Origin of the sequence: Lentzea alba, assembly GCF_047445655.1 — a bacterium.
Taxonomy (GTDB): Bacteria; Actinomycetota; Actinomycetes; order Mycobacteriales; family Pseudonocardiaceae; genus Lentzea; species Lentzea alba_A.
In genome coordinates this window covers 219507-242030 of the sequence record NZ_JAJAEG010000012.1, presented here as the reverse complement: position 1 = coordinate 242030, position 22524 = coordinate 219507, and the positions used below count along the sequence as shown (strand labels likewise).

Here is a 22524-nt window from a genome sequence, read left to right as displayed (position 1 = left end):
GCGGCGGACCTCTATGGAAGCGCTCTCACAGGATCACGTCAACCGGTCAGAGCTCCAACCGGTAACCCATTCCCGGTTCGGTGATCAGATGCCGCGGGTGCGCCGGGTCGACTTCCAGCTTGCGCCGCAGTTGAGCGAAGTAAACCCGCAGGTACTGGGACTCGTTGACGTGCATCGGCCCCCACACCTCCTGCAGCAGCTGCTTCTGCGAAACGAGACGGCCCGGATTGCGCGCCAGGATCTCCACGAGCCCCCACTCGGTGGGCGTCAGGTGCACCTCGCGACCGTCCCGGCGCACCTTCTTCACCGCGAGGTCCACGACGAACGACGACGTCTCGACCACCGGATCCCCGACCTCACGAGCCAACCCACGGCGCACGGCCGCACGCAACCGGGCCAGCAGCTCGTCCATCCCGAACGGCTTGGTCACGTAGTCGTCAGCGCCCGCGTCCAGCGCCTCGACCTTGGCCGAGGAGTCCGTGCGGGCGGACAGCACGATGATCGGGATCGTCGACCAGCCGCGCAGGCCCGCGATCACGTCCACGCCGTCGATGTCCGGCAGGCCGAGGTCCAGCACCACCACGTCCGGCTTGCCCTCCACCGCGACGCCCAGCGCGGATCTGCCGTCGTAGGCCGTCATCACGTCGTATCCCCGCGCGCTGAGGTTGATCCTCAACGCGCGGACGATCTGCGGTTCGTCATCGACCACCAAAACGGACGTCATGCTGAACTCTCCTCATGAGCGGGCAACGAGATCACGACCGTGAGCCCGCCACCCGGTGTGTCTTCCACGCTGATCTCACCGCCCATGGCGGCGGTGAAGCCCTTCGCGACGCTCAGCCCGAGCCCGACGCCGGGTGTGGCGTCGCGGTCACCGAGTCGTTGGAACGGCGCGAAAACCTTGTCCCCGGCCTTCTTCGGCAACCCGCGCCCGTGGTCCACGATCCGCAGCTCCACGAACGAACCGTGCCGGCTGGCGCGGATCGCGACCGGTGACGGGCTGCCGTGCCGCAACGCGTTGTCGACCACGTTCGCGATCACGCGCTCCAGCAGGCCCAGGTCCGCGAGCACCGGCGGCAGGTCCTCGTCCACCGACACCGTCACGTCTCCCGCGACACCGGCGAGCGCGCGAGCCACGACCTCGTAGTAGCCGACGGGCCGCAACACCGGCTCGACCGAACCGGTGGCCAGGCGGGACGAGTCCAGCAGGTTGTCCACCAGGCCGGTCAACCGGTCCGCGGACTCCTCCACCGTCTCCATCAGCTCCGCAACGTCCTCTGAGGACAGTGGCAGCGACGGGTCACGCAGACTCCCGATCGCCGCCTTGATCGACGTGAGCGGCGTGCGCAGGTCGTGGCCGACCGCCGACAGCAACGCGGTGCGCAGGTCCGCCGTCTCGGCTTTCCGTTGGGCGTCCAGGGCTTCCGCGGCCATCCGTTGCTGACGCAGGGCCACGAACGTCTGCCCGGCCGCCGCTTCGAGCACCCGCTGGTCACTCGCAGGGAGGACACGGCCGGTCAGCTTCAGCCGCACGTCGGCGGTGACCGTCACATCGGTCTCGGGCCCGAAGTCCCGCCCGGCGCACGCCACGTTCGTCCAAACCCCGTCCCGTCGCTCGACGAGCGCGACCGATTCGAGGCCGAAGTTCACCCGGATCTTCTCCAGCAGCCGGTCCAACGGGAACGGCGAGGCCAGCACCGTTCGCGCGTAGGAGGCGAGCAGCGCGGCCTCGGTCCGCGCCCGCGCGCCCTGTTCCGCCAGCCGCGCCGCGCGGTCCACGGTCAACGCCACCACGGTCGCCACGATCACCATGGCCACCAACGTGATCACGTTCTCCGGGCTCTGCACCACCAGGCTGTAGTACGGCTCGGTGAAGAAGTAGTTCAGCAGGCCGGCGCCGAGAACCGCGCAGAACAACGCGGGCCCCAGCCCGCCCGCGATCGCCACCACGCAGGTGACCAGCAGGAACGCCACCAGGTCCGTCGAGAAGTCGAGTTCGTCGCGCCACAGCATGCCCAGCAACGTCACCAGGACCGGCAACGCCAGCGACAGACCCCAGCCGGTCAGCCTGCGCCGCAACGACAGCGGCTCGTGGCCGGTCTTCCACCGCAGCCCGCGCCGCGACTCGTCGTGCGTGACCATGTGCACGTCGATCGCACCCGACTCCTGCACGACGGCCGCACCGATGCCCTCGTCGAACGCCCGCGCCACCCGTGACCTGCGCGAAGTCCCCAGCACGAGCTGGGTCGCGTTGACCCCGCGAGCGAACTCCAGCAACGCCGTCGGCACGTCGTCGCCCACCACCGAGTGGAAGGACGCCCCGACGTCCGCGGTGATCTTGCGCGACCGGGCGATGTGCTCGGGAGTCGCGCCGGTCAGCCCGTCGCCGCGCAGCACGTGCACGACCAGCAGCTCGGCCCCGGCCCGCACCGCGATCCGGCGCGCCCGGCGGATCAACGTCTCGCTCTCCGGCCCGCCGGTGATCGCGACGACGACCCGTTCCCTGGTCTCCCAGGTGTCGGTGATCTCCTTCTCGCTGCGATACCGCTGCAGCGCCACGTCGACCTGGTCGGCCACCCACAGCAACGCCAGCTCGCGCAACGCCGTGAGGTTGCCGATCCGGAAGTAGTTGCCCAGCGCGGCATCGATCTTGTGCGCGGCGTAGATGTTGCCGTGCGCCAGGCGCCGCCGCAGTGCTTCAGGGGTGACGTCGACCAGCTCGACCTGTTCGGCGCGGCGGACCACCTCGTCGGGCACGGTTTCCCGTTGCCGCGCACCGGTGATCCGCTCCACCACGTCGTTGAGCGACTCCAGGTGCTGGACGTTGACCGTGGACAGGACGTCGATGCCCGCTTCGAGCAGCTCCTCGACGTCCTGCCAGCGCTTCTCGTTGCGCGAACCCGGCACGTTGGTGTGCGCGAGCTCGTCGACCACCGCGACCTCGGGCTTGCGCGCCAGGATCGCGTCAACGTCCATTTCGGACACGTCGAGGTCGCGGTGCCGCATCATCCTGCGCGGCACCACTTCCAGGCCTTCGAGCAACGAGGCGGTCTTCTCGCGGTCGTGGGTCTCGACGAGCCCCACGACCACTTCGGTGCCGCGCTCCCGGCGCCGGTGGGCCTCGCCGAGCATGGCGAAGGTCTTGCCGACGCCGGGAGCGGCGCCGAGGTAGATCCTCAGCTCACCCCGGCGACCGTCAACTGGCGCTGTCGATGGCACGGTTCAGCGCCGTCACGTTGACGGTGGTGGTGAAGGTGCCTTCGGTGCCGGCAGCGACCAGCTCCCGCACCTTCTCCACGGACAGCCCGGACGCGCGCGCCACGCGGGGCACCTGCAACGCCGCGTAAGCCGGGCTGATGTGCGGGTCGAGACCGGAAGCCGAGGCCGTGACGGCGTCCTGCGGCACCTGGTCCTCGGCAACGCCCTCGCGCTGGGCGATCTGCGCACGCCGCTCGTTGACGATCTTGGTGTAGTCCTCGTTGAGCTCGCCCTTGTTCGAGCCACCGGACGCGGGCAACGTCGCAACGGACGGCCGTGGCACGAAGTACTTGTCGCCCTCGCGCACGACCGCCACCAGCGTCGTGTCCGTAGCCTCGGCGTTGGCGTGCAGGCCCGGAAGCCTCGACACGCCCCACACCGCCATCGGGTACAGCACTCCGAGGATGACCGTGAGCGCGAGCAGGATCCGCAGACCCGCCCACGACTGCTTCAGAAAGTTGTCCATTGTCAGCCGATCCCGGGGATGAGTCGCACGAGCAGGTCGATCAGCCAGATCCCGGCGAACGGCGTCACGACGCCGCCGAGGCCGTAGATCAGCAGGTTGCGCCGCAACAGCGCGCTTGCACTGGACGGCCGGTAGCGGACGCCCTTCAACGCCAACGGGATCAGCGCCACGATGATCAGCGCGTTGAAGATCACCGCCGACAGGATCGCCGACTGCGGCGTGGCCAGGTGCATGATGTTGAGCTTGTCCAGCGCCGGGTAGATCGCCGCGAACATGGCCGGCAGGATCGCGAAGTACTTCGCCAGGTCGTTGGCCACGGAGAACGTCGTCAGCGCACCGCGGGTGATCAGCAGCTGCTTGCCGATCTCCACGATCTCGATGAGCTTGGTCGGGTCCGAGTCGAGGTCGACCATGTTGCCGGCCTCCTTCGCGGCCGACGTGCCGGTGTTCATCGCGACGCCGACGTCCGCCTGCGCGAGCGCCGGTGCGTCGTTCGTGCCGTCACCGGTCATCGCGACCAGCCGGCCGCCCTCCTGTTCCTTGCGGATCAGGGCCATCTTGTCTTCAGGCTTGGCCTCGGCGAGGAAGTCGTCGACGCCGGCCTCCTCCGCGATGGCCTTGGCGGTCAACGGGTTGTCGCCGGTGACCATGACCGTCCGGATGCCCATCGCGCGCAGCTCGGCGAAGCGTTCCTTCATGCCGGGCTTCACGACATCTGAAAGCCGGATGATGCCGAGCACCTTGCCGTTCTCCGCGACGACGAGCGGCGTGCCGCCCTGCGCGCTGATCTCGTCCACGATCTCGCGGGCGGTGTCGGTCAGCTCGAACGCGGACGCCGCGCCCTTGCGGATGATCCGGTCGCCCAGGTCGATGCCGCTCATCCTGGTCTGTGCGGTGAACGGCACGAACTCGCCGGTCTTCTCGTGCTCGGACGCGGGCCGCCCGCCCGCGAGCTCCAGGATGCTGCGGCCTTCCGGGGTGTCGTCGGCCAGGCTGGCCAGCCGGGCGGCCGCCACGAGCTCCTCCTGCGACGTCGGCCCGACCGCGATGAACTCGGTCGCGCGCCGGTTGCCCCAGGTGATCGTGCCGGTCTTGTCCAGCAGCAACGTGTCGATGTCACCGGCCGCCTCGACCGCCTTGCCGGACGTCGCCAGCACGTTGCGCTGCACCAGCCGGTCCATGCCCGCGATGCCGATCGCACTGAGCAGCGCGCCGATCGTGGTGGGGATCAGGCACACCAGCAGCGCGGTCAGCACGACCACCGACTGCTCGCCACCCGAGTAGATCGCGAACGGCTGCAGCGCCACGACGGCCAGCAGGAAGATGATCGTCAGTGTGGACAGCAGGATCGTCAACGCGATCTCGTTCGGCGTCTTCTGCCTCTCGGCGCCTTCGACGAGAGCGATCATCCGGTCCACAAAGGACTCACCGGGCTTCGTCGTGATCTTGACGACGATCCGGTCGGACAACACGGTCGTGCCACCCGTGACGGCACAGCGGTCACCGCCGGACTCCCGGATGACGGGCGCGGACTCGCCGGTGATCGCCGACTCGTCGACCGTCGCGATGCCCTCGATCACGTCGCCGTCGCCGGGGATGACCTCACCGGCCTCGACGACGACCAGGTCACCGATCTTGAGCTCGACACCGGGCACCACGGCACCGTTGACGAGCCGCGCGACGGCGTCCTTCTTGGTCTTGCGGAGCGAGTCCGCCTGCGCCTTGCCACGGCCCTCCGCCACGGCCTCCGCGAGGTTCGCGAACAACACGGTGAACCACAGCCACAGCGCCACCGCGACGGTGAACACGCTCGGCTCGGTCGCCGCGAACACGGTGACCAGCAGCGACCCCATCCAGACGACGAACATGACGGGGCTGCGCAACTGGTGGCGCGGGTGCAGCTTCCGCACCGCCTCGGGAATCGCGGCGGCGATGCCAGGTTTCGTGGTCACTGCAGTGCCTCCGCGATGGGACCGAGAGCGAGAGCGGGAACGAAGGTGAGCGCGGCGACCAGGACGATCGAGCCGGTGAGCAGCGTCGCGAACAGCGGCCCGGTCGTGGGCAGCGTGCCCGCCGTGACCGGCACCTTCTTCTGCGCCGCAAGGAATCCGGCCAGCGCCAGCACCGCGATGATCGGGATGAACCGGCCGAACAGCATGCACAGCCCCAGCGACGACTGGAACCAGTCGCTCGTCACCGTGATACCGGCGAACGCACTTCCGTTGTTGTTCGAGGCCGACGCGTACGCGTAAAGGATCTCCGACAGGCCGTGCGCACCTGGGTTGTTGAGTGCCGCTTGTGTGCTCGGCAGGATCGCCGCGATCCCCGCACCGATCAGCAACACCGTCGGCATCGCGAGGATCGACACCGCGGCGGCCGTGACCTCCTTGCGCCCCAGCTTCTTGCCCAGGTACTCGGGCGTGCGGCCGACCATCAGCCCCGCCAGGAACATCGCGATGATCGCCATCACCAGAATGCTGTAGATGCCCGTGCCGACCCCGCCCGGCGTCATCTCGCCGAACAGCATGTTCAGCAACGCGCCGCCGCCACCGAGCCCGGTGTAGCTGTCGTGCAACGAGTTGACCGCGCCGGTCGAAGTGCCGGTCGTGGCGTCCGCGAAGATCGCGCTGCCGGCGACGTCGAACCGGAGCTCCTTGCCCTCCAGCGGCCTGAGGCCACTCGCCTCCGCACCCCAGATGACCGCGAGCATGGCGGTCCAGATGCCGGCCATGACGCTCAGCAGCACGTACCCCTGCTTGTTCTGCCCGACCAGCCTGCCGAACGTGCGGGTGAGCGCGACCGGGATCACCAGGATCAGGAAGATCTCGATGAGGTTGGTCCACTCGTTCGGGTTCTCGAACGGGTGCGCCGAGTTCGCGTTCAGCACGCCGCCGCCGTTGGTGCCGAGCTCCTTGATGGCTTCCTGTGCCGCCACCGGAGCGTTCGCCACGGTCTGGCCGTCGACGTCCACTCCGGACTTGAGGCTCATCGTGACGCCGAGCGCGATCAGCACGATCGCTGCCGCGAACGCGATCGGCAGCAGAATCCTCAGCGTGCCTCGGGTGAGGTCGACCCAGAAGTTGCCGAGCCGATCGGTTTGGTGACGGGCGAAACCCCGGATGAGGGCGATGGCCACCGCGAGCCCGACCGCCGCCGACACGAAGTTCTGCACCGTCAGGCCGATCATCTGAACCGCGTGTCCCATGACGGCTTCCGGCACGTACGACTGCCAGTTCGTGTTGGCCACGAAGCTGATCGCCGTGTTGAAGGCCATGCCGGGCGGGACGTTGCCGCGGTCGAAGTTGAACGGTAAGAGCGTTTGCGCGCGTTGGACGACGTACAGGAACACGATGCCGACGAACGAGAAGCCCAGCACGCCGTACGCGTAGGTGCTCCACTTCTGCTCGGCGTCCGGGTCGATCCGCGCGAACCGGTAGATGGCTTTCTCCAGCTTCGAGTGGTTCTTGTTCTGGAACACCCGAGCCATGTGGTCGCCGAGGGGCCGGTACACGACCGCCAGGGCCGCGACGAGGATGCCGACCTGCAGCAGGCCGGCCACGAGAGGTGACATCAGAACTTCTCCGGCCTGACGAGTGCGATGAACAGGTAAACGATCAGCCCGAGCGCGATCACGCCGGCGACGGCGTTCGCGACAAGTCCCGTGCTCACAACTTCTCCAGTCCGCGCACCGTCAGGCCGAGCACGACGAAACTCCCGATCAGCAGCAACGCGTAGGCCAGGTCGGCCATGACGCCGCTCCCTTCAACGACAGGTTTTCTTGATGACGCTCGGAAGCGTGCAACAGGAAATGCCTGATCAGGCGGTGCCTGACAACGTCCTTACGGGCGGGGGCGCGGCTTTTACGCGTTCTTGAGGCCGGGGAGACCTGGGTCTCATCCGATAGGGCTCATCGCGGTGACCGTGTGTGAGATCGTCGGCCGGTGACGCAAGACGAAGTAGCCGACCAGATGCCTGTCGAGGGTCTGGTCCGGGTCGGGGTGGACGGCGTCGACGGCGCCGGCAAGACGACGTACTGCGACGAGCTGGCTTCGATCCTTCGCGCCCGTGGCCACACGGTGGTCCGAGCGTCCGTGGACGACTTCCACCACCCACGCGCTCACCGCTGGCAACGCGGCCGGACCTCGCCGGAGGGCTTCTTCCTGGACAGCTTCGACCACGAGCGGTTCACAGCCGACCTGCTCATCCCGTTCGCCGCCGGGCTGCCGTTCCGCCGCGCCAGCCACGACCTGGCCACGGACGCGTACGTCACGCCACCCGCCGAGTCCGTGCCAGCACCCGCGATCCTGCTGGTGGACGGCATCTTCCTGCACCGCGACGAGCTCGTGGAGCACTGGGACTTCTCGGTCTTCCTCGACGTCCCGTTCGAGGTGTCCGTGGCGCGCATGGGCAGGCGCGACGGCTCGCCGACCGATCCGGGCGATCCCCGCAACCGCCGTTACGTCGAGGGACAACGCCTCTACTTCGCGAAGTGCGACCCGGCCGCCCGAGCCACCCTCGTGATCGACAACAGCTGAACCGTATCCGCATTACACTGCTAACAGGATTACGGACGCTGGAGGATCATGCGGCTCACCCGCGCCCAAGCCCGGCAGCGCAACCACGACGCGCTCGTCGACGCGGCCATGGACGAGATGGCGGACAAGGGCTACGCGGCGGCACGGCTCGAGGACATCGCGGAACGGGCCGAGGTCACCACCGGCGCCATCTACTCGATCTTCGGCAGCAAGCAGAAGCTGATGGTCGCGGCCGCCGAGCGGCTCGCCGGTGACTTCGGTGCCGAGTTGGCGCCTCTGGAGGAAGCCGAGCTGTCGCTTCCCGAGGTGCTGCGGGGCGTTGCCACGGCCTACTACCGGGCGTTCGCCGGGCCTGAAGCGCGGCGGCGGTTGACGTTCGAGCTCGAACTCTTCGGCCTCCTGCTGCGCGACCCCGCGGCCGGCCGGAAGCTCGTCGACGCGATGCCCCAGCGGCCGGAGGACCTGATCGCCCGGCTGTTGACCGGCCGCCGGCTCACCGAACGCCCCAGGGCCGCGAAGACGACCGCCGACCAGGCACGGCGACTGGCCCCGGCCGTCGCCGCGCTGCTCAGCGGGCTCGTGCAACGGGCGGTCGTCGAACCGGACTCGGTGGACGAGGACTACTGCGCCGACGCGGCCGTCGCACTCGCCGCGCTCGTGGGCTGAGCCAGCCGCGACACCACGGCCAGAGCGGCCGCCATCTGCAGCGACACCAGTTGGCGCAGCGGAAAAGCCTCGCCTGCCACGGCGTTCTCACACCACTCGTCGAACAGGTCGTCGACCTCGTCCAGCGCCTCCCGCAGCGGCAACGGCACGGCGCGCTTCTCGGACTCCACGACCAGCTGCCTGCGCAAGACGCCGGCCGTGCGCAGCCGCAGCATGTCCACCACGCTCTCCGCGGCGAACACCTCGGCCGTCGAAGCGGTTCGCGTGCCCACCATCGCGGCGATCGCCTCGTGGGCCGTCGCCAACGACACCGCGTGGTCGAGGAAGTCGGCTGCGGCGGGCGGCATCGGCGACGGGACTCGCAGATGGGGCTGGATCCGCTGCCGCAGCCCGGTCAGCAGGGCCGCGTCTTCCCGCAACTGCTGCGCGGTCGCCCGCAACACCTCGGCGTAGGACTGCCCGGAGTCACCGGCGTCCGAAGCGCGCGGGTCGTGCCAGAACGGCACCTCGGTGATCAGCGTTGTGGTGCCGTACTTCTCGGCGTAGTGCGTGCTGGACCCACCGTGCCGCGCCTCGGATCCGTTCGCGTTGGCCGCGATGATCGCCTCCGCCGGCGGCATCAGGTAGACCGCCGGACCGGCCTGCGGCCACCCGAGCGTGTCGACCGACCCCAGCGAGAGCGGAACTCCCAGCCCGGCCGCGACCTGGGCGAGGTCGTCCGCCACTCCGGGCACGTCCTTGCTGAGGATGAAGAAGACGCCGCCGAAGTCCGCGTTGTGCAGGGAGTACTGGAAGTGCGGCCGCAGCTCGTCGATCACCCTGGCCAGCGCCTCGCTCTCGGGCAGGGTCGCGTCGAAGTAGGCCCGCTCGTCGAGCACCGGGAACGTCCACTCGGGCTGGTCGCACATCGCCGGCCGGTAGAACTCGCTGTGGTAGTGGCGGATCGTGTGCGGGCCGGCGAACCACCCTTCGTTCAGCCGGGTGCCGTCCGGGTCGATGCACGGGATGAAGTGCCAGGTGAAGTCGATGCCCTCACGCAGCTCCGGGGTCTCGGCGACCAGCCGCGCCAGGTACTGGACGGTCAACAGGCCGATCGGCTCGTTCGGATGCGGGCACCCGATCACCAACGCGTTGCGCGCGCCGTGGCCGACCGACAGCAACCGCAGCGGCTCGCCCTGCCGGGACGTGCCGATCCGGCGCACGCGACAGACCAGCGACTCCGCGACCAGGGCGTCCACGGCCGCGTTCAGCTCGTCAACGGTGCACACGCGGTCGATCTCCGGCACACGGGCCAGGTGGTCGGCGAACTCCATGACGGCCTCCGTAATCCGACTACTTCCGTAATCAGATTATCCAACCTCAGGAGGTCGGCGCGGTCAGCTCGTTCAGCACCCGATCCCGCAACCACACCGCGAACTCATCGGCGGGCAACGGCTTGCTCAAGCAGTACCCCTGCACGATGTCGCACCCCAGAGCCGCCAGAGCGGTCCAGGTCTCCTCGTCCTCCACACCCTCCGCGACAACCTCCAGCTCCAGGTTGTGCGCCAACCCGAGCAACGACCGCGTGATCGCACCGCTGGAAGAATCCGAACGCATGTTGGTGGTGAACGACCGGTCGATCTTCATCTCGTGCACCGGCATAGTGCGCAGGTAGGCGATCGACGAGTACCCGGTGCCGAAGTCGTCGATCGACAACCGCACCCCCAACGCGCGCAACCGCACCAGCACATCACTGGCCCGCACCGGATCCGCGATGATCGCCGACTCGGTGATCTCCAGCGTCAGCACGTCCGCGGTCCGGCCGTGGCGCTCCAGAAGAGCCGAAACCTGCTCGGGGAACGTCGAGTCGTGCAGGCACTGGGCACCGACGTTCACCGAGATCGGCACGTCCCAGCCGCTCAGCTGCCACGCGCGGCACTGAGCCAGCGCATGATCCAGCACGTACTGCGTCAAAGGCTCGATCAGGCCGGTTTCCTCGGCCGCCGGGATGAAGCGGTCCGGGCCGAGCAGCCCGAGCCGCGGGTGCTGCCAGCGGCACAGGACCTCGGCGCCGCAGACGGTGCCGCTGCGCAGGTCTGCCTTGGGTTGGTAGTGCAGCACGAGTTCGCCGTGGTCGATGGCTCGGCGCAGCTCGCTGATCACGGTGAGCTGGGCTGCGTTGGCCGAGTCGAGGCCCGGCTCGTAGACGGCGGTGCCCTGGCGGGCGCGCTTGGCCGCGTACATGGCGATGTCGGCGTGTTTCAAAAGCTCGTGGGCGTCCAAGGAGTCTGTCGGGTACATGGCGACGCCGATGCTGCAGCCGACGTCTACGGTCAGGCCCTCCAGCACCACGGCCTCTTCCAGCGCGCGGTGCACTCGGTCGGCGACGACCAGCGCGTTCACCGCCGTGCCCACCGAGGGCAGCAGGACGGCGAACTCGTCGCCGCCCAGGCGGGCCACGGTGTCGAGGTCGCGGACGGCGCCGGTCAGGCGGTTCGCCACGTGTTGGAGCAGGCGGTCGCCGAACGCGTGGCCGAGGGTGTCGTTGATCGGCTTGAAGCGGTTGAGGTCGATCAGGAACAGGCCCAGCGGCTCGCCGGACTGGTTCGCCAGGCGGATGGCCTCGGAGGTTCGCTGGGTGAGCAGCGTGCGGTTGGCGAGGCCGGTCAGGGCGTCGTGCATCGCCTCGTGTTCGCTCTTGGCGGCCTGGCGGAGGATCTTGCGGCGGTGGCCGAGGAGGACGACGCCGCACAGGCCCACGAGGCCGAGGTCGATGACGAACGCGATGGCGGCGGCTAGCTGTAGGCGGCTGTTCTTCTGTTCGGCGGCACGGAGGTAGTCCGTCGTCTCCAGGCGTTTGAGCTGCACGACCGTGGAGAGCTGCTTGCGCAACGACACCAACGTGAGCTCGGCCTGGTCGGCGTTCTGCGTCACGGCGACGGTGTCGCCGCGGTCGCCGGCCGCGACGGTTTCGCGCAGCAGGGTCGTGTAGTCGCCGTAGAGGTTGCCGACGGTCGTGGCGGCGCGGACGTCGGCCGGGCCGCCGTGGTCGCGCAGCCAGCGCAGGCTCTCGTCGGCGGCACCGGCGGCGTTGGCCACGGGCTGGCGCATGACGGGGGTGCCGGAGCGGATGTAGTCGACGAGGGCGTGGTCGGCGACGTCGACGTTCTGCACGACGAGGCCCCAATGGTCGTTGATCTCGTTCAGCTCGTGCAGGTGCGTGGCGGCGCGTTGCATGCTGAGGCTCGTCCACAGCGCGAGGCCGGCCAACACAGCGAGACCGATCGTCAAGCTGACGACGGTCGTCTGTGCGGTGGTGCGGGCTTCGACCCAGTTGGACAGCATCACATCCAGCTCAGCGAGACGGGATATCGCTTTCCAGCGAAGTAGCTATTGGTACGCAGCCAAAGGATGGCACGCAAGCCGACACATCGGGCCACTGTGCGCTAACCTCCTGCGCTTCAGGCGATCAACTGATTGGGCATCCCCATGGTTCGCGTCATTCGCGTCGCCCTACCTGCGCTTTTGCTGGCGGTGTCGGGGGTGACCGGATGCAGCACCGCGCACACATCCGATGACCCGCCCACGGTCGGATTCGTCTCGCAGAACACCTCCAGGGACTTCTCCAAGGAGATGAGCGAGGGCTTCCGGGCGGGCGCGACGATCGTCGGCGGGGTCAAGACCGAGGTCACGGGGCCGGACACGCACGACGGGCTCAAGCAGGTCGAACTGCTGCGCGACCTGGCGACGCGGGCCAAGGGCGGCATCGGACTGTCCGCGGTGGCGCCGGAGCTGGTGGCCGAGCCGATGGCGCAGGTCGTCGGGCAGGGCGTCCCGATGATCGCGGTGGCGGGCGGGCAGATCGCACCGGGCACCGGCGTCAAGCTGCTGATCGAGAACGACAACTACGAGCTGGGCCGGATGCTCGCCGACGCGACGGCCGACAGGCTGCCCGCGGACAGCACGGGCAAGATCGTGATCGGCAGCAACTCCCCCGCGATGCCCGCGCTGGACCAGCGCGCGGCCGGGTTGCGGGCGCGGCTCGTCGAACGACTGCCGAAGGTGCAGGTCATCGGCCCGCTCGACACCGGGCGCGACCTGCCGGCGAACCTCGCTACGTGGCAGCGACTGGCCGACGCGAACACCGACGCGCTCGCGTTGCTGGGCGCCGGCGACGTCGACGCGATCAACCTCGCCGCCGTGCACGCCGCGAGGAACGCGAAGTGGCAGGCCGGGGCGTTCAGCCTCGACCCGAAGGCGTTGCAGGGCGTCAAGGACGGGCACCTGTTCGCGTCGGTGTCGGCCGAGCACTTCCTCAAGGGCGCGGTTGCCGGGTGGCTGCTCGCCGAGCACGCCAAGAACAGCCGCAAGCTGCCGGAAGGCTGGTTCGTCGCACCGGGCCTGCTCGTGCAGGCCTCCAATGTGGACGAAATCATCCGCCGCCAATCGACTGAGACGACCCGGCTTGAGGCCGCACGGCCGCGGATCGACGAGCTCACCTCACGTTCCGAGCAGCACCTTCGTCCACTCGACCAGGCGCGCTGAGCCGTTTGCACGGTGGATCTTCCACACCGGTGACAGGAAGCTGATCTTGAGCGAGCATGTCGGCCACTCCCTGCCTTGGAGGCCGCATGATCAACCGAAGGACACTCGCAAAAACCGTTGGTGCCGCGCTGGCCGTGTCAGCCACGACCGGCGTCGCCACAGCTGACACAGAGCACTCGCGCCGCGGCCGATACCTGATCCGCGGCGGCGCGGTCGTCACCGTCGACAAGGCGCTCGGGGTGCTGCCCCGCGCGGACGTGTTGATCGACGACGGAAAGATCGAGGCCGTCGGGCGTGACCTGAACGCCCGCGGCGCGAAGATCGTCGACGCCACCGACATGATCGTCATGCCCGGCTTCGTCAACACCCATCACCACATGTGGAGCGCGATCGGCCGCAACTACGTGGCCGACGGTTTCCCGTACTTCGCGGCGAAGCGGGCGACTTCCCTGCTGTACGAGGCGAAGGACGTCTACCGCAGCGTGCTGCTCGGGCTGGCCGAGCTCGCCAACGCCGGTGTGACCACCGTGCACAACTGGTCGAACAACACCCGCTCCCCCGCGCACGCCGACGCCGAGCTGCGCGCGCATCGCGACGGCCTGCTGCGGGCCCGTTTCTCGTACGGGCACGTGGACCAGATGCCGCGTGACGTGCCGATGGACCTGACGGACGTGGATCGCGTACGACAGCAGTACTTCGCGGGCGGCACGGCGTTCGACGGGCTCGTGCACCTGGGCATCAGCCTGCGCGGGCTGTCGCAGAGCACCGAGCCCGCGTTCTTCGCGGACATGGACGCGGCGTTGCGGCGCGGCCTGCCGATCGCGATCCACGCCGGCCAGGCGCCACCGCGGATCGTCGACGCCGCCGACTACGAACGACGGGGCTGGCTCGGCCCGAAGACGTTGCTGTGCCACTACATCACGGCACTGGACAGCGACATGGAGATCATGGCGCGCACCGGCACGCCGCTCAGTTGGGCACCACACTCGGAGTTCCGGCTCGGCGCAGGCGATCCGCGAGACGCGCTGCGGCGCTTCCTCGCGGCCGGCGTGCTGGTGTCGCTGTCGTCGGACGCCACCTCCATCGCACCGTCGGACATGTTCGAGACGATGCGGCTCATCCCGGAAGCCGGCTTCCGGAACTCGCTGGAGATGGCGACGATCAACGGCGCTCGCGCGTTGGGGCTCGGGGACATCACGGGATCGATCACGGTCGGCAAGCGTGCGGACGTCATTTTGGTGCGCACCAACGACATCAACCTCGCACCGGTCGGACTGTTCGAGACCACGCTCGTGCAGGCGGCCACTCCGGCCAACGTCGACACGGTGTTCTCGGACGGCCGGATCGTGAAGCGCGGCGGACGTCTGGTGGCGTACGACGTGGAGCAGATCGTGCGTGATGCGAAGACTTCCTCACTCCGCATCCGCACGGCGGCCGGCGGGATCCTGACGCCTCCCGCGAACTGAGAGCTACCGGAGGCGTTCGACGTCCAGCACGGCGCGGGTGAACGCCTCCGGTGCCTCCTGCGGCACGTTGTGGCCGATGCCGTCGAGGATCCGGTGCTCGTAGCGTCCGGTGAACCGGTCGCGGTAGCCGGCGCCGCTCTTGTTCGGCCCGTCGAAGTCGCTGGCGATCGTGATCGTCGGCACGGTGATCACCGGCCGGCTCTGCAGCTTGCGCTCGAGGCCGTCGTAGCGGTGCTCGCCGTCCGCGAGCTGCAGGCGCCACCGGTAGTTGTGGATGACGATCGCGACGTGGTCCGGGTTGTTCCACGCCGTGGCGCTCTGGGCGTAGGTGGCCTCGTCGAAGTTCCACTGGGGCGAGGCGAGCTTCCAGATGAGCTTGTTGAACTCGTAGGTGTTCTGGGTGTAGCCCTTCTCACCGCGGTCGGTGGCGAAGTAGAACTGGTACCACCAGCCCAGCTCGGCCTGCGGGCTGAGCGGTTCCTGGTTCGCCTTGAGGCTGATGATCAGGTAGCCGCTGACCGACACCAGCGCCTTCACCCGCTCCGGCCACAACGCCGCCGTGACGCAGGCCGTCCGGGCACCCCAGTCGAATCCCGCGAGAGTGGCCTTCTTGATCTTGAGCGCGTCCATGAACGCGATCAGGTCGCTCGCCACCGCGGCCGGCTGCCCGTTGCGCTTCGTGTGTGCGTGCAGGAAACGCGTGGGCCCGTAGCCCCGCAGGTACGGGACGAGCACCCGGTGGCCCTTCGCGGCGAGCGCGGGCGCCACGTCGACGAAGCTGTGGATGTCGTACGGCCAGCCGTGCAGGAGGATCGTGACCGGGCCGTCCGCCGGGCCCATCTCGGCGTACCCGACGTCCAGCAGCCCGGCCCTGACCTGCTTGATCTTGCCCCAGGACGGAGTGCTCGCCTGCGCCGTTGCGGTCGCGGTGACGAGTGGGGCCGCGACGCCTGCCACGGCCAGTGCCTGCGAGAACTGCCTCCTGCTGATCATGTCCTCGACGGTATTGCCGTGCTCCGGGGGCTCGCGAGCGTCACGTGACGGTCTCGGAGTACGTCATCAGTGCTTCCTTGAGCTCGGCGCGGGCCGTGACGCCGAGTTTGGGGAAGATCCGGTGCAGGTGCGTGCTGACCGTGCGGTGCGACAGGTGCAGGCGCTCGCCGATCTCCTTGTTCGTCAGGCCGTCCGCGGCGAGTTTGGCGATCGTCAGCTCGTGCTCGGTCAACTCGCCGTTCGCGTTGCGGGATTCGCCGGACGCCCTCAGTTCCTCGCGGGCTCGTTCTGCCCAGTCCTTGGTGCCGAACGCGTCGAACGCCTCCGCAGCGGCCTTGAGGTGCGGCCGGGCGTGGGTGGCTCGGCGTTGCCTTCTGAGCCAGGCGCCGAACGCCAGTTGGACGCGGGCACGGTCCCACGGGGAGCACTTGGCGTCGAGTGCGTGCGTGAAGCAGGCCTCGGCCTCGTGGTCCCTGGCCAGCAGGGCTCGGGCGTATCTCAGGCCCGCTGCCAGGGCAGGTGAGCTGGTGGCGGTGTCGAGTTCTTCCACCAGCTTGCAGGCCTCGTCGGTGTTGCCGCTTCTGGTTGCGGCTTCGACGAGTTCGGGCAGGACGTACCTGCGGATGGCCAGCTGGTAGGCGGGGTCGGCCGGGTCGTGGATGCGGCGGACGGCCGCGTAGGCGTCGGCGTAACGGCCTTCGCCCAGTGCGGCGAGGGAGCGGGCCAGTTGGACGGTGGCGAGGACCGGGCGGGCACCTGCGGCCAGGCCGATTCGTTCGGCTTCGGCGGCTTTCGCGGCTGCGTGGTCGTAGTCGCCTTTGAGGGCCGCGATTTCGGCCTGTACCGCTGCCGCCAGGCCGCGCATGTAGGGCTGGTGGGTTTCTTCGGCGAGTTTGGCGGCTTCCGCGGCTGGTGGTTCGGCGTTGGCGATGTCGCCGAGGCGGGTTCGGCTCCAGGCTTCCACGGCCAGGGCACGGGTGAGGAGGCCGAACTGACCTTGTGCGCGCAGACCACGTTGTGCAGCAAGGGAAAAGCGGACGGAGTCCTCGAAGGCGCCTACCTGGAGGGCGGCACTGCCGAGCAGGCGGAAGGTGGCGGGGTCGTCCGGCGCGCTCGTTCGAAACGCTTCGACAACGGCATCGCCTCGTTCAACCGGCGCCACGTACGCGGCCATCGCCAGCATTCGCGGGTCTTGCGGGTCGATCGGCAGCCTCCGTGCGACGGACGTGATCCGTTCCCGGACCGCCGCACCGGGCTCCACCCAGAAGCACCGCATGGCGACGCTCCAGAAGATCCGCATCCCGAGCTCGACATCTCCGTCAGCCACCACGGCCTCGGCCAGCGCCGCCAACTCCCCCGGCCCGGCCGCGCCCTCGCCCACGCCGTCGTCGAACGCAGTCGGCAACCACGTCACCAACGCCCGTTCGCGGCCCGAGAGCTCCAGCCCGTGCACCTCCAGCAAGATCCGTTCGACGTCATCACGACGTCCCGCCTCCGCCGCCAACTCCGCGGCCCGCAGCAGTCGGCGGGCTCGCTCGCAGCCGTCACCGAGACAGGCGGCCCGTTCCAGCGCACTGACCGCCGCGGCCGCGCCACCACGTCGCAACGCCCGGTCCGCGGTTTCTTCGAGGAGGCGGGCGATGCGCTCGTCGTTGCCGACGACAGCGGACGCCAGGTGCCACGCCCGTCGATCCGGCTGGTCGGTGGTGTCCGCGAGCAGCCGGTGGCCTTCACGGCGTTGCGCCGGGGTCGCCGACTGCACGATCGCCGACCTGATCAACGGGTGCCGGAACTCGCCGTCCCGATCGACCAGCCGGGCCTCGACCGCGGGCTCCAGGTCCACCGGCTCACCGCCGAGTGCCGCCAGGAGCAAAGAGGCCCGCACCTCGTCCGGCAGCTCCGCGACGCGCGCCGCGAACGTCTCCTCCAGGGAGTTGCCGCCGAACGGGAGCTCGGTGAGCGCCAACGGGTTCCCGGCGGCCTGGGCGAGCACGCTCTCGCGGCGTGCGGAGTCCAGGTCGGGCGCGACCGCGACGAGAAGCGCCTGAGCGTCAGCTGGTGGGAGCGGTTCCAGGTGCAGTGTGGGCACACCGGCGAAGATCGGCGTTCGGGCGGTCGCGACCAGGACCGCGCCGGTCAGGCGGCGGGCCACGAAACCCAGGACGTCCTGGCTCGCCTGGTCGAGCCAGTGCGCGTCGTCGACGAGGACGACGGGCCTGGCCGCGCTCAACAGTTCGAGCGCGGCCAAACCCACGAGATGAACGGGCGGCGCGGGTCCGTCGGACAGTCCGAAGACGACTTCGAGGGCAGCGCGGCGCACGCCGGACAAAGTGGACAGATCGAGGAACGGGTGCAGGATCTGGTGCAGCCCGGAGTAGGGCAGGTCCTGCTCAGCCTCGACGCCGACGACGAGGTGGCCGGTCAGCGTCCTGAGCAGCGCGGACTTGCCCACTCCTGGCTCGCCCACGACGAGCAGGGCGCCCGTCAGCGCCGCCAGCCGCTCCCGTTCTCGATCCCGTCCGACCAGTGACACCAGCCCGACACCCCGTTCGTTGATCCGTCTGGACCAGGGTGTCAGAAAGTCCAGACCGCGCGCTTGCCCGGACCCACCACCAGCGTGGAGTTGCCGAGGCGTTCGACGTGCTGCGCCACCGCGCGGTTCAGCTCGAACTCCACCCGCTTGAGCCCCGTCCGCCCCATCGGCACCTCGTCGAACCGCATCGTCGTGCCACCGCGCGAAGCCTCGACCCCACCGGGGAACGTCCGCACCGCGAACCCGCCGGCCCGCAGCAACGGCTTGGTCGACGCCAGGTCCCGCGCGGTCACCGCGATCCGCACCAGCGTCACGTCGCGCATCAGCTTGTCCTTGTACCGGTCCGGCAGGTAGCGCTCGCGGCCGACGTCGCCGGGGAAGCGCGCGGGCTGGGTGTTGCCGCGCGGGTCGGCGAAGTACTCGTCGCGGTACTCCATCGCCCAGGCGCCGAACCTGTCGTACTTCTCGAACGTGAACAGCGCGTCGAACCACGGCACCGGCTTCTGGTCGCCGAAGTCGCGGGTCTGCAGGAACTCGATCGGAGTGTGGCCGGCGGCGGTCAGGCGGGACTTGATCGTCCCGATGTCACCGTCACGTTCGGTCGAGAGGCCGAGACCGGCCGCGCCGAGCTCGCCGTCCTGGCCGCCGACGTCGCCGATGCCGAAGATCTCCAGGTAGGTCTCGCGGCCGCGCAGGTACCGGCCGGTCCAGACGCTGCCGTCGACACCGGTGGTGGTGCGGACCTCGAAGTCCGCGAACTCACGGAGGTAAGCCGAGTGCTCGATCGCGTCCGCGGTGGAGCGGTCGAACGTTCCCCAAGCGTGGTTGTAGAACAACAACTGACGCTCCCCTGCGTGCGTGGGTCCCGCCGTGGCCAACGCGAGCAAGGCCGCCAAGATCATGCAAAACATCCGTCGGATCCCCATGCCTGGGATCGTAGGACGAGGGCGCTCAAGCCACGCTCAAGTCGTACAAAGGGGACATAGTGTTTGACACCGCACGATGGTCGGTTCTCGCGCCGTTGCTGCAGGCCGCCACCGCCGGGCGTGATCTGCTCGACGACACGATCCGCAGGCTCACCCCGGAGGCCGTCACGCAGGTCGTGCTCGCCGAGATCGGTGACGTCAAACCGGATGTCCGGCTGGAGCTGCACTTCGACGGCGAGACCACCAGCCATCTGAACACCGCCAACGAGCTCGTGGTCGCGCTCCACCTCACCGACGTGGTGCGGGTTCTGTTCGGCACAGAAGAACGGTGGCCGAGCCTCGCGGTCCGCACTCCGGCTGGAGATCTCGACGCCGACCCTCGAACCTGGTTCGCCGCCAGGAACGGCATCGGGCAGGAGGTCGACGCGCTGCTGTCCGCACTGAAGGCCCCGCAGCAGGACCTCGGCTCGCTCGCGGTGGCGTTCGGTTCGGACAAGTGGGGCGACCTGCACTGGTACACCCAGCACTACGAACGCCATTTCGCCCGCTTGCGCACCGAACCCGTGCGGGTGCTGGAGATCGGCATCGGCGGCTACGCCGACCCGGACCGCGGCGGGGCGTCGTTGAAGATGTGGCAGCGGTACTTCCGGCGCGGCCTGGTGCACGGTCTCGACATCAGCCCCAAGACCGTGAGCGGTCCGCGGATCATGACGATCCAGGGCGACCAGTCCGACGCGGGCTTCCTCGACGAGCTGGGCCGGCGGCTCGGCCCGTTCGACGTGGTCATCGACGACGGCAGCCACCTCAACGAGCACGTGCGGATCTCGTTCCACGCGCTGTTCCCGCACGTCCGGCCGGGCGGGCTCTACGTGGTCGAGGACCTGCAGACCGCGTACTGGCCCCGCTGGGGCGGTCATCCCGAGGCTGCCGAAGGCACCTCGACGGGAATGCTCAAGTCCTTTGTGGACGGACTGAACCACGCGGAGGTGCGAGATCCTCGCGGTGGGGGTTCCTACACCGAACGGAACATCAGCGGGATCTCGTTCCACCACAACATCGCGTTCGTCGAGAAAGGACTCAACGCCGAGGAGGGCGGGCCGGAGTTCCTCAGGACGCTGAACTAGTGCCGCACTAGGCAAGACGAGCCATCCTGTCCCACGCCGGCGACGACGCCCCCGCCGCCGACATCGCCAGCTGGGTGATCTCCGGATCGGCCAGCGGGAGTTCCGTCCTGGTCGACATCCACGCGGCTGCCCGCCGAGCCAGCGCGGGCAGCCGCGGGTCGTCCGCAGACCACTCGAACGCCGCGTCGTAGTCGCGGTAGATCTGCCGGAACTCGGGATCTGCCAACGCTTCGCGCTTGTCCGCCAGCCACACCGCGGCCTCGGCAGGAGCCACGGTCTGCATGAGCATCCAGACGTCGCGCTCGATCCGCACGCCCCGCTCGCTGACCCCGATCTCCCGCAACAGGTCCAGCACCGCAGCCGCCTCCGGGCTCACGAACAACGCATTCCCCGCCCGCAGCCGCCCGACCCGTTCCCGCGCCAGTCGGATCTCCTCCTCGCGCTGCCGGAGCGCCTCGTCGATCTCGGTGATCGACGAGGCGAATTCCTCCTCGTCCGCGGCGAGCAGTTCCTCGACGCGCACGAGCGGCACCCCGGCCTCGGCGAGCGTGCGGATCTTGACCAGGTCGATCGCGTCCTGCGCGCCGTAACGCCGGTAGCCGGAGTGGTCGCGCTCAGGCTCGGGCAGCAGCCCCACCTTGTGGTAGTGCCGCACCGCTTTGATCGTCACGCCCGCGTACCGGGCGAGCTGGCCGATCGTGATCATGCCGCGATCATCCCACCCGGCCGAACATCCGTCCCGCGAGATCGACCCCGATGATCACGCCGTCGGAGTCGCGCGTGAAGAACCCGCGCTGCCCGGTGAAGGCGCCCTCGGTGATCACGTACTCGTCGCGCGGCAGCAGTCCCATCGGGAACGGCGCGTGGTCGGCCGGCAGCTCCATCTCCGCCGACTCCCGGATCTCGGACCGGATCAGCACCTCCAGCACCAGCCCGGCGCCGGTGTCGTCGATGGTCATCACCATCGCGTCGTTGTCGTACTCGCCCGCGACCTCAGCAGCCGCCGAAGCGTTGTACGGCAACGGCTCCGGATCACGGTCCAGCACACCGACGTAGTGCTCCAGCGCACGGCGGACCATCGCCTGGTTGAACGGAATCCCGTCGGGCCCCTGGTTAGCGATCGACACGACCGCGAAGTTCCTCTCCGGAACGATCAGCAGCTCGGCGAACTGCCCGTTGGACGAGCCGCCGTGCCCGATCGCCTGCACCCCGTCGATGTCGCGCAGGAACCAGCCGACCCCGATCGCGTCCCCGAGGTTGCTGCCGCGCAACACCGCCGTGGGCTTCCGCATCTCGCCGAGATCGTCGCTCGCCAGGTGAAAACGCGCCCACGCCAGCAGATCCTTCACCGACGCCGCGATGCCACCGCCAGGGTTGTTGGCCCGCCAGTGCCGCCACGGCCGCGCGATCTCGCCCTTCTCGTGCCCGACCGCGAACCGCCGCGTCATCACCGCGTCCCGGTCGAAGTGCGTGTTGCCCAGCCCGAGCGGTTCGAGCAGCAACGCCGTCATCGCCTGCTCGTAGGTCTGCCCGGTGGCGTTCTCGATGATCCGCCCGGCCAGGTTGTACCCGGACTGGCTGTAGGAGGGCCGCTCACCGACCTCACCGATCAGCTTCAACGTCGCGAGCTCGGCGACGTGCCGGGCCAGCGCGTCGTCACCCTCACCGGTGTCGACGAGCGTGCCCCAGTCGAGCCCGGACGTGTGGTTGAGCAGCTGCCGCACGGTGAACTCGCGGTCGTCGGCCAGCTTCAGCTCCGGCACGTAGGTGCTCACCGGCGCGTCCAGCGAGACCCGGCCGTCCTGGACGAGCCGCATGATCGCGGTCGCGGTGTAGGTCTTGGTCACCGAACCGAGCAGGAACAGCGTGTCCTCGTTGACGGGCAACGGGTTCTCGGTACTGGTCACGCCGTGGCAGAAGAGGTGCTCCTCGCCGTCGTGGAAGACGCCGACGGCGGCGCCGGGGATGTCGAAGTGGCGGGCGGTCTCCGCGATGAAGTCGTTGTTCATGAGAGGAACTCTCGAACCTTGACC

18 protein-coding genes are annotated in these 22524 nt (G+C 69.0%); 5 read left to right on the top strand and 13 right to left on the bottom strand.

Annotated elements, in window-relative coordinates; translation table 11 throughout:
* Nucleotides 1–46: 46 nt before the first annotated feature.
* Genes LFM09_RS21745 through kdpF form a run of 6 tightly spaced genes read right to left on the bottom strand, consistent with a single transcriptional unit; the run spans nt 47 to nt 7393 of the window.
* Nucleotides 47–724 carry a response regulator gene (locus LFM09_RS21745; RefSeq protein ID WP_414098352.1) on the bottom strand — a complete coding sequence of 226 codons (678 nt, stop codon included), beginning with the start codon at nt 722–724 and terminating at the stop codon, nt 47–49.
* On the bottom strand, nt 721–3219 hold the full coding sequence (locus LFM09_RS21740; RefSeq protein WP_414098351.1) for a DUF4118 domain-containing protein: 2499 nt from the start codon (nt 3217–3219) through the stop codon (nt 721–723). The genes LFM09_RS21745 and LFM09_RS21740 overlap by 4 nt, the downstream gene beginning before the upstream one ends.
* Nucleotides 3197–3724, bottom strand: coding sequence for a potassium-transporting ATPase subunit C (locus tag LFM09_RS21735; protein WP_414098350.1), 528 nt, complete (start codon nt 3722–3724; stop codon nt 3197–3199). Before LFM09_RS21735 ends, LFM09_RS21740 begins: the two co-directional genes overlap by 23 nt.
* A 2-nt stretch (nt 3725–3726) precedes the next feature.
* Nucleotides 3727–5676, bottom strand: coding sequence for a potassium-transporting ATPase subunit KdpB (kdpB, locus tag LFM09_RS21730; RefSeq protein WP_414098349.1), 1950 nt, complete (start codon nt 5674–5676; stop codon nt 3727–3729).
* Entirely contained in the window at nt 5673–7295 is a 1623-nt protein-coding gene (gene kdpA / locus LFM09_RS21725; RefSeq protein ID WP_414098348.1) for a potassium-transporting ATPase subunit KdpA, read from the bottom strand. Before kdpA ends, kdpB begins: the two co-directional genes overlap by 4 nt.
* A complete protein-coding gene (kdpF, locus tag LFM09_RS21720; protein ID WP_090063996.1) occupies nt 7295–7393 on the bottom strand; it encodes a K(+)-transporting ATPase subunit F in 99 nt (32 codons plus the stop codon). The genes kdpA and kdpF overlap by 1 nt, the downstream gene beginning before the upstream one ends.
* Nucleotides 7394–7665: 272 nt before the next feature.
* Between kdpF and LFM09_RS21715 the strand changes: the two genes are divergently transcribed.
* Complete coding sequence (locus LFM09_RS21715; protein WP_414098347.1) at nt 7666–8259, top strand: uridine kinase; 594 nt, start codon at nt 7666–7668, stop codon at nt 8257–8259.
* A gap of 48 nt (nt 8260–8307) precedes the next feature.
* Nucleotides 8308–8925 (top strand): TetR/AcrR family transcriptional regulator, encoded by a 618-nt coding sequence (locus LFM09_RS21710; protein ID WP_414098346.1) that lies wholly within the window; start codon nt 8308–8310, stop codon nt 8923–8925.
* Here the strand turns inward: LFM09_RS21710 and LFM09_RS21705 are convergent.
* Entirely contained in the window at nt 8880–10238 is a 1359-nt protein-coding gene (locus LFM09_RS21705) for a M14 family zinc carboxypeptidase (RefSeq protein ID WP_414098345.1), read from the bottom strand. The two genes, LFM09_RS21710 and LFM09_RS21705, sit on opposite strands and share 46 nt — an antisense overlap.
* A gap of 46 nt (nt 10239–10284) precedes the next feature.
* Complete coding sequence (locus tag LFM09_RS21700; RefSeq protein WP_414098344.1) at nt 10285–12249, bottom strand: putative bifunctional diguanylate cyclase/phosphodiesterase; 1965 nt, start codon at nt 12247–12249, stop codon at nt 10285–10287.
* 198 nt (nt 12250–12447) lie between these two features.
* On the opposite strand from LFM09_RS21700, the gene LFM09_RS21695 reads away from it, so the two are divergent.
* Entirely contained in the window at nt 12448–13449 is a 1002-nt protein-coding gene (locus LFM09_RS21695; protein WP_414098343.1) for a sugar ABC transporter substrate-binding protein, read from the top strand.
* A gap of 86 nt (nt 13450–13535) precedes the next feature.
* The gene (locus LFM09_RS21690) at nt 13536–14915 is read left to right on the top strand and encodes an amidohydrolase family protein (protein ID WP_414098342.1); all 1380 of its coding nucleotides are present in this window, start codon (nt 13536–13538) and stop codon (nt 14913–14915) included.
* Between the two features lie 3 nt (nt 14916–14918).
* Here LFM09_RS21690 and LFM09_RS21685 read toward each other — a convergent pair whose 3' ends face one another.
* The 3 genes from LFM09_RS21685 to LFM09_RS21675 are packed head-to-tail and all read right to left on the bottom strand — an operon-like array spanning nt 14919 to nt 19343.
* Entirely contained in the window at nt 14919–15908 is a 990-nt protein-coding gene (locus tag LFM09_RS21685; RefSeq protein ID WP_414098341.1) for an alpha/beta fold hydrolase, read from the bottom strand.
* 40 nt (nt 15909–15948) lie between these two features.
* Nucleotides 15949–18441: a LuxR C-terminal-related transcriptional regulator gene (locus LFM09_RS21680; protein WP_414098340.1), complete on the bottom strand. Its 2493-nt coding sequence runs from the start codon at nt 18439–18441 to the stop codon at nt 15949–15951.
* A 41-nt stretch (nt 18442–18482) separates the two neighbouring features.
* Nucleotides 18483–19343 (bottom strand): DUF5829 family protein, encoded by an 861-nt coding sequence (locus LFM09_RS21675; protein WP_414098339.1) that lies wholly within the window; start codon nt 19341–19343, stop codon nt 18483–18485.
* Nucleotides 19344–19426: 83 nt separating this feature from the next.
* Between LFM09_RS21675 and LFM09_RS21670 the strand changes: the two genes are divergently transcribed.
* Nucleotides 19427–20491: a class I SAM-dependent methyltransferase gene (locus LFM09_RS21670; RefSeq protein ID WP_414098338.1), complete on the top strand. Its 1065-nt coding sequence runs from the start codon at nt 19427–19429 to the stop codon at nt 20489–20491.
* Between the two features lie 7 nt (nt 20492–20498).
* Here the strand turns inward: LFM09_RS21670 and LFM09_RS21665 are convergent, their stop codons facing one another.
* Nucleotides 20499–21197 carry a MerR family transcriptional regulator gene (locus LFM09_RS21665; RefSeq protein ID WP_414098337.1) on the bottom strand — a complete coding sequence of 233 codons (699 nt, stop codon included), beginning with the start codon at nt 21195–21197 and terminating at the stop codon, nt 20499–20501.
* Nucleotides 21198–21204: 7 nt separating this feature from the next.
* On the bottom strand, nt 21205–22500 hold the full coding sequence (locus tag LFM09_RS21660) for a serine hydrolase domain-containing protein (protein ID WP_414098336.1): 1296 nt from the start codon (nt 22498–22500) through the stop codon (nt 21205–21207).
* Nucleotides 22501–22524 lie beyond the last annotated feature (24 nt).

Excerpts from the sequence above, each read along its gene's own strand:
- kdpA (WP_414098348.1), bottom strand. The coding sequence starts at position 7,295 with ATGTCACCTCTCGTGGCCGGCCTGCTGCAGGTCGGCATCCTCGTCGCG.
- LFM09_RS21690 (WP_414098342.1), top strand. The coding sequence starts at position 13,536 with ATGATCAACCGAAGGACACTCGCAAAAACCGTTGGTGCCGCGCTGGCC.
- LFM09_RS21665 (WP_414098337.1), bottom strand. The coding sequence starts at position 21,197 with ATGATCACGATCGGCCAGCTCGCCCGGTACGCGGGCGTGACGATCAAA.
- LFM09_RS21735 (WP_414098350.1), bottom strand. The coding sequence starts at position 3,724 with ATGGACAACTTTCTGAAGCAGTCGTGGGCGGGTCTGCGGATCCTGCTC.
- LFM09_RS21675 (WP_414098339.1), bottom strand. The coding sequence starts at position 19,343 with ATGATCTTGGCGGCCTTGCTCGCGTTGGCCACGGCGGGACCCACGCAC.
- LFM09_RS21745 (WP_414098352.1), bottom strand. The coding sequence starts at position 724 with ATGACGTCCGTTTTGGTGGTCGATGACGAACCGCAGATCGTCCGCGCG.
- LFM09_RS21700 (WP_414098344.1), bottom strand. The coding sequence starts at position 12,249 with ATGCTGTCCAACTGGGTCGAAGCCCGCACCACCGCACAGACGACCGTC.
- LFM09_RS21685 (WP_414098341.1), bottom strand. The coding sequence starts at position 15,908 with ATGATCAGCAGGAGGCAGTTCTCGCAGGCACTGGCCGTGGCAGGCGTC.
- LFM09_RS21660 (WP_414098336.1), bottom strand. The coding sequence starts at position 22,500 with ATGAACAACGACTTCATCGCGGAGACCGCCCGCCACTTCGACATCCCC.
- LFM09_RS21705 (WP_414098345.1), bottom strand. The coding sequence starts at position 10,238 with ATGGAGTTCGCCGACCACCTGGCCCGTGTGCCGGAGATCGACCGCGTG.
- LFM09_RS21710 (WP_414098346.1), top strand. The coding sequence starts at position 8,308 with ATGCGGCTCACCCGCGCCCAAGCCCGGCAGCGCAACCACGACGCGCTC.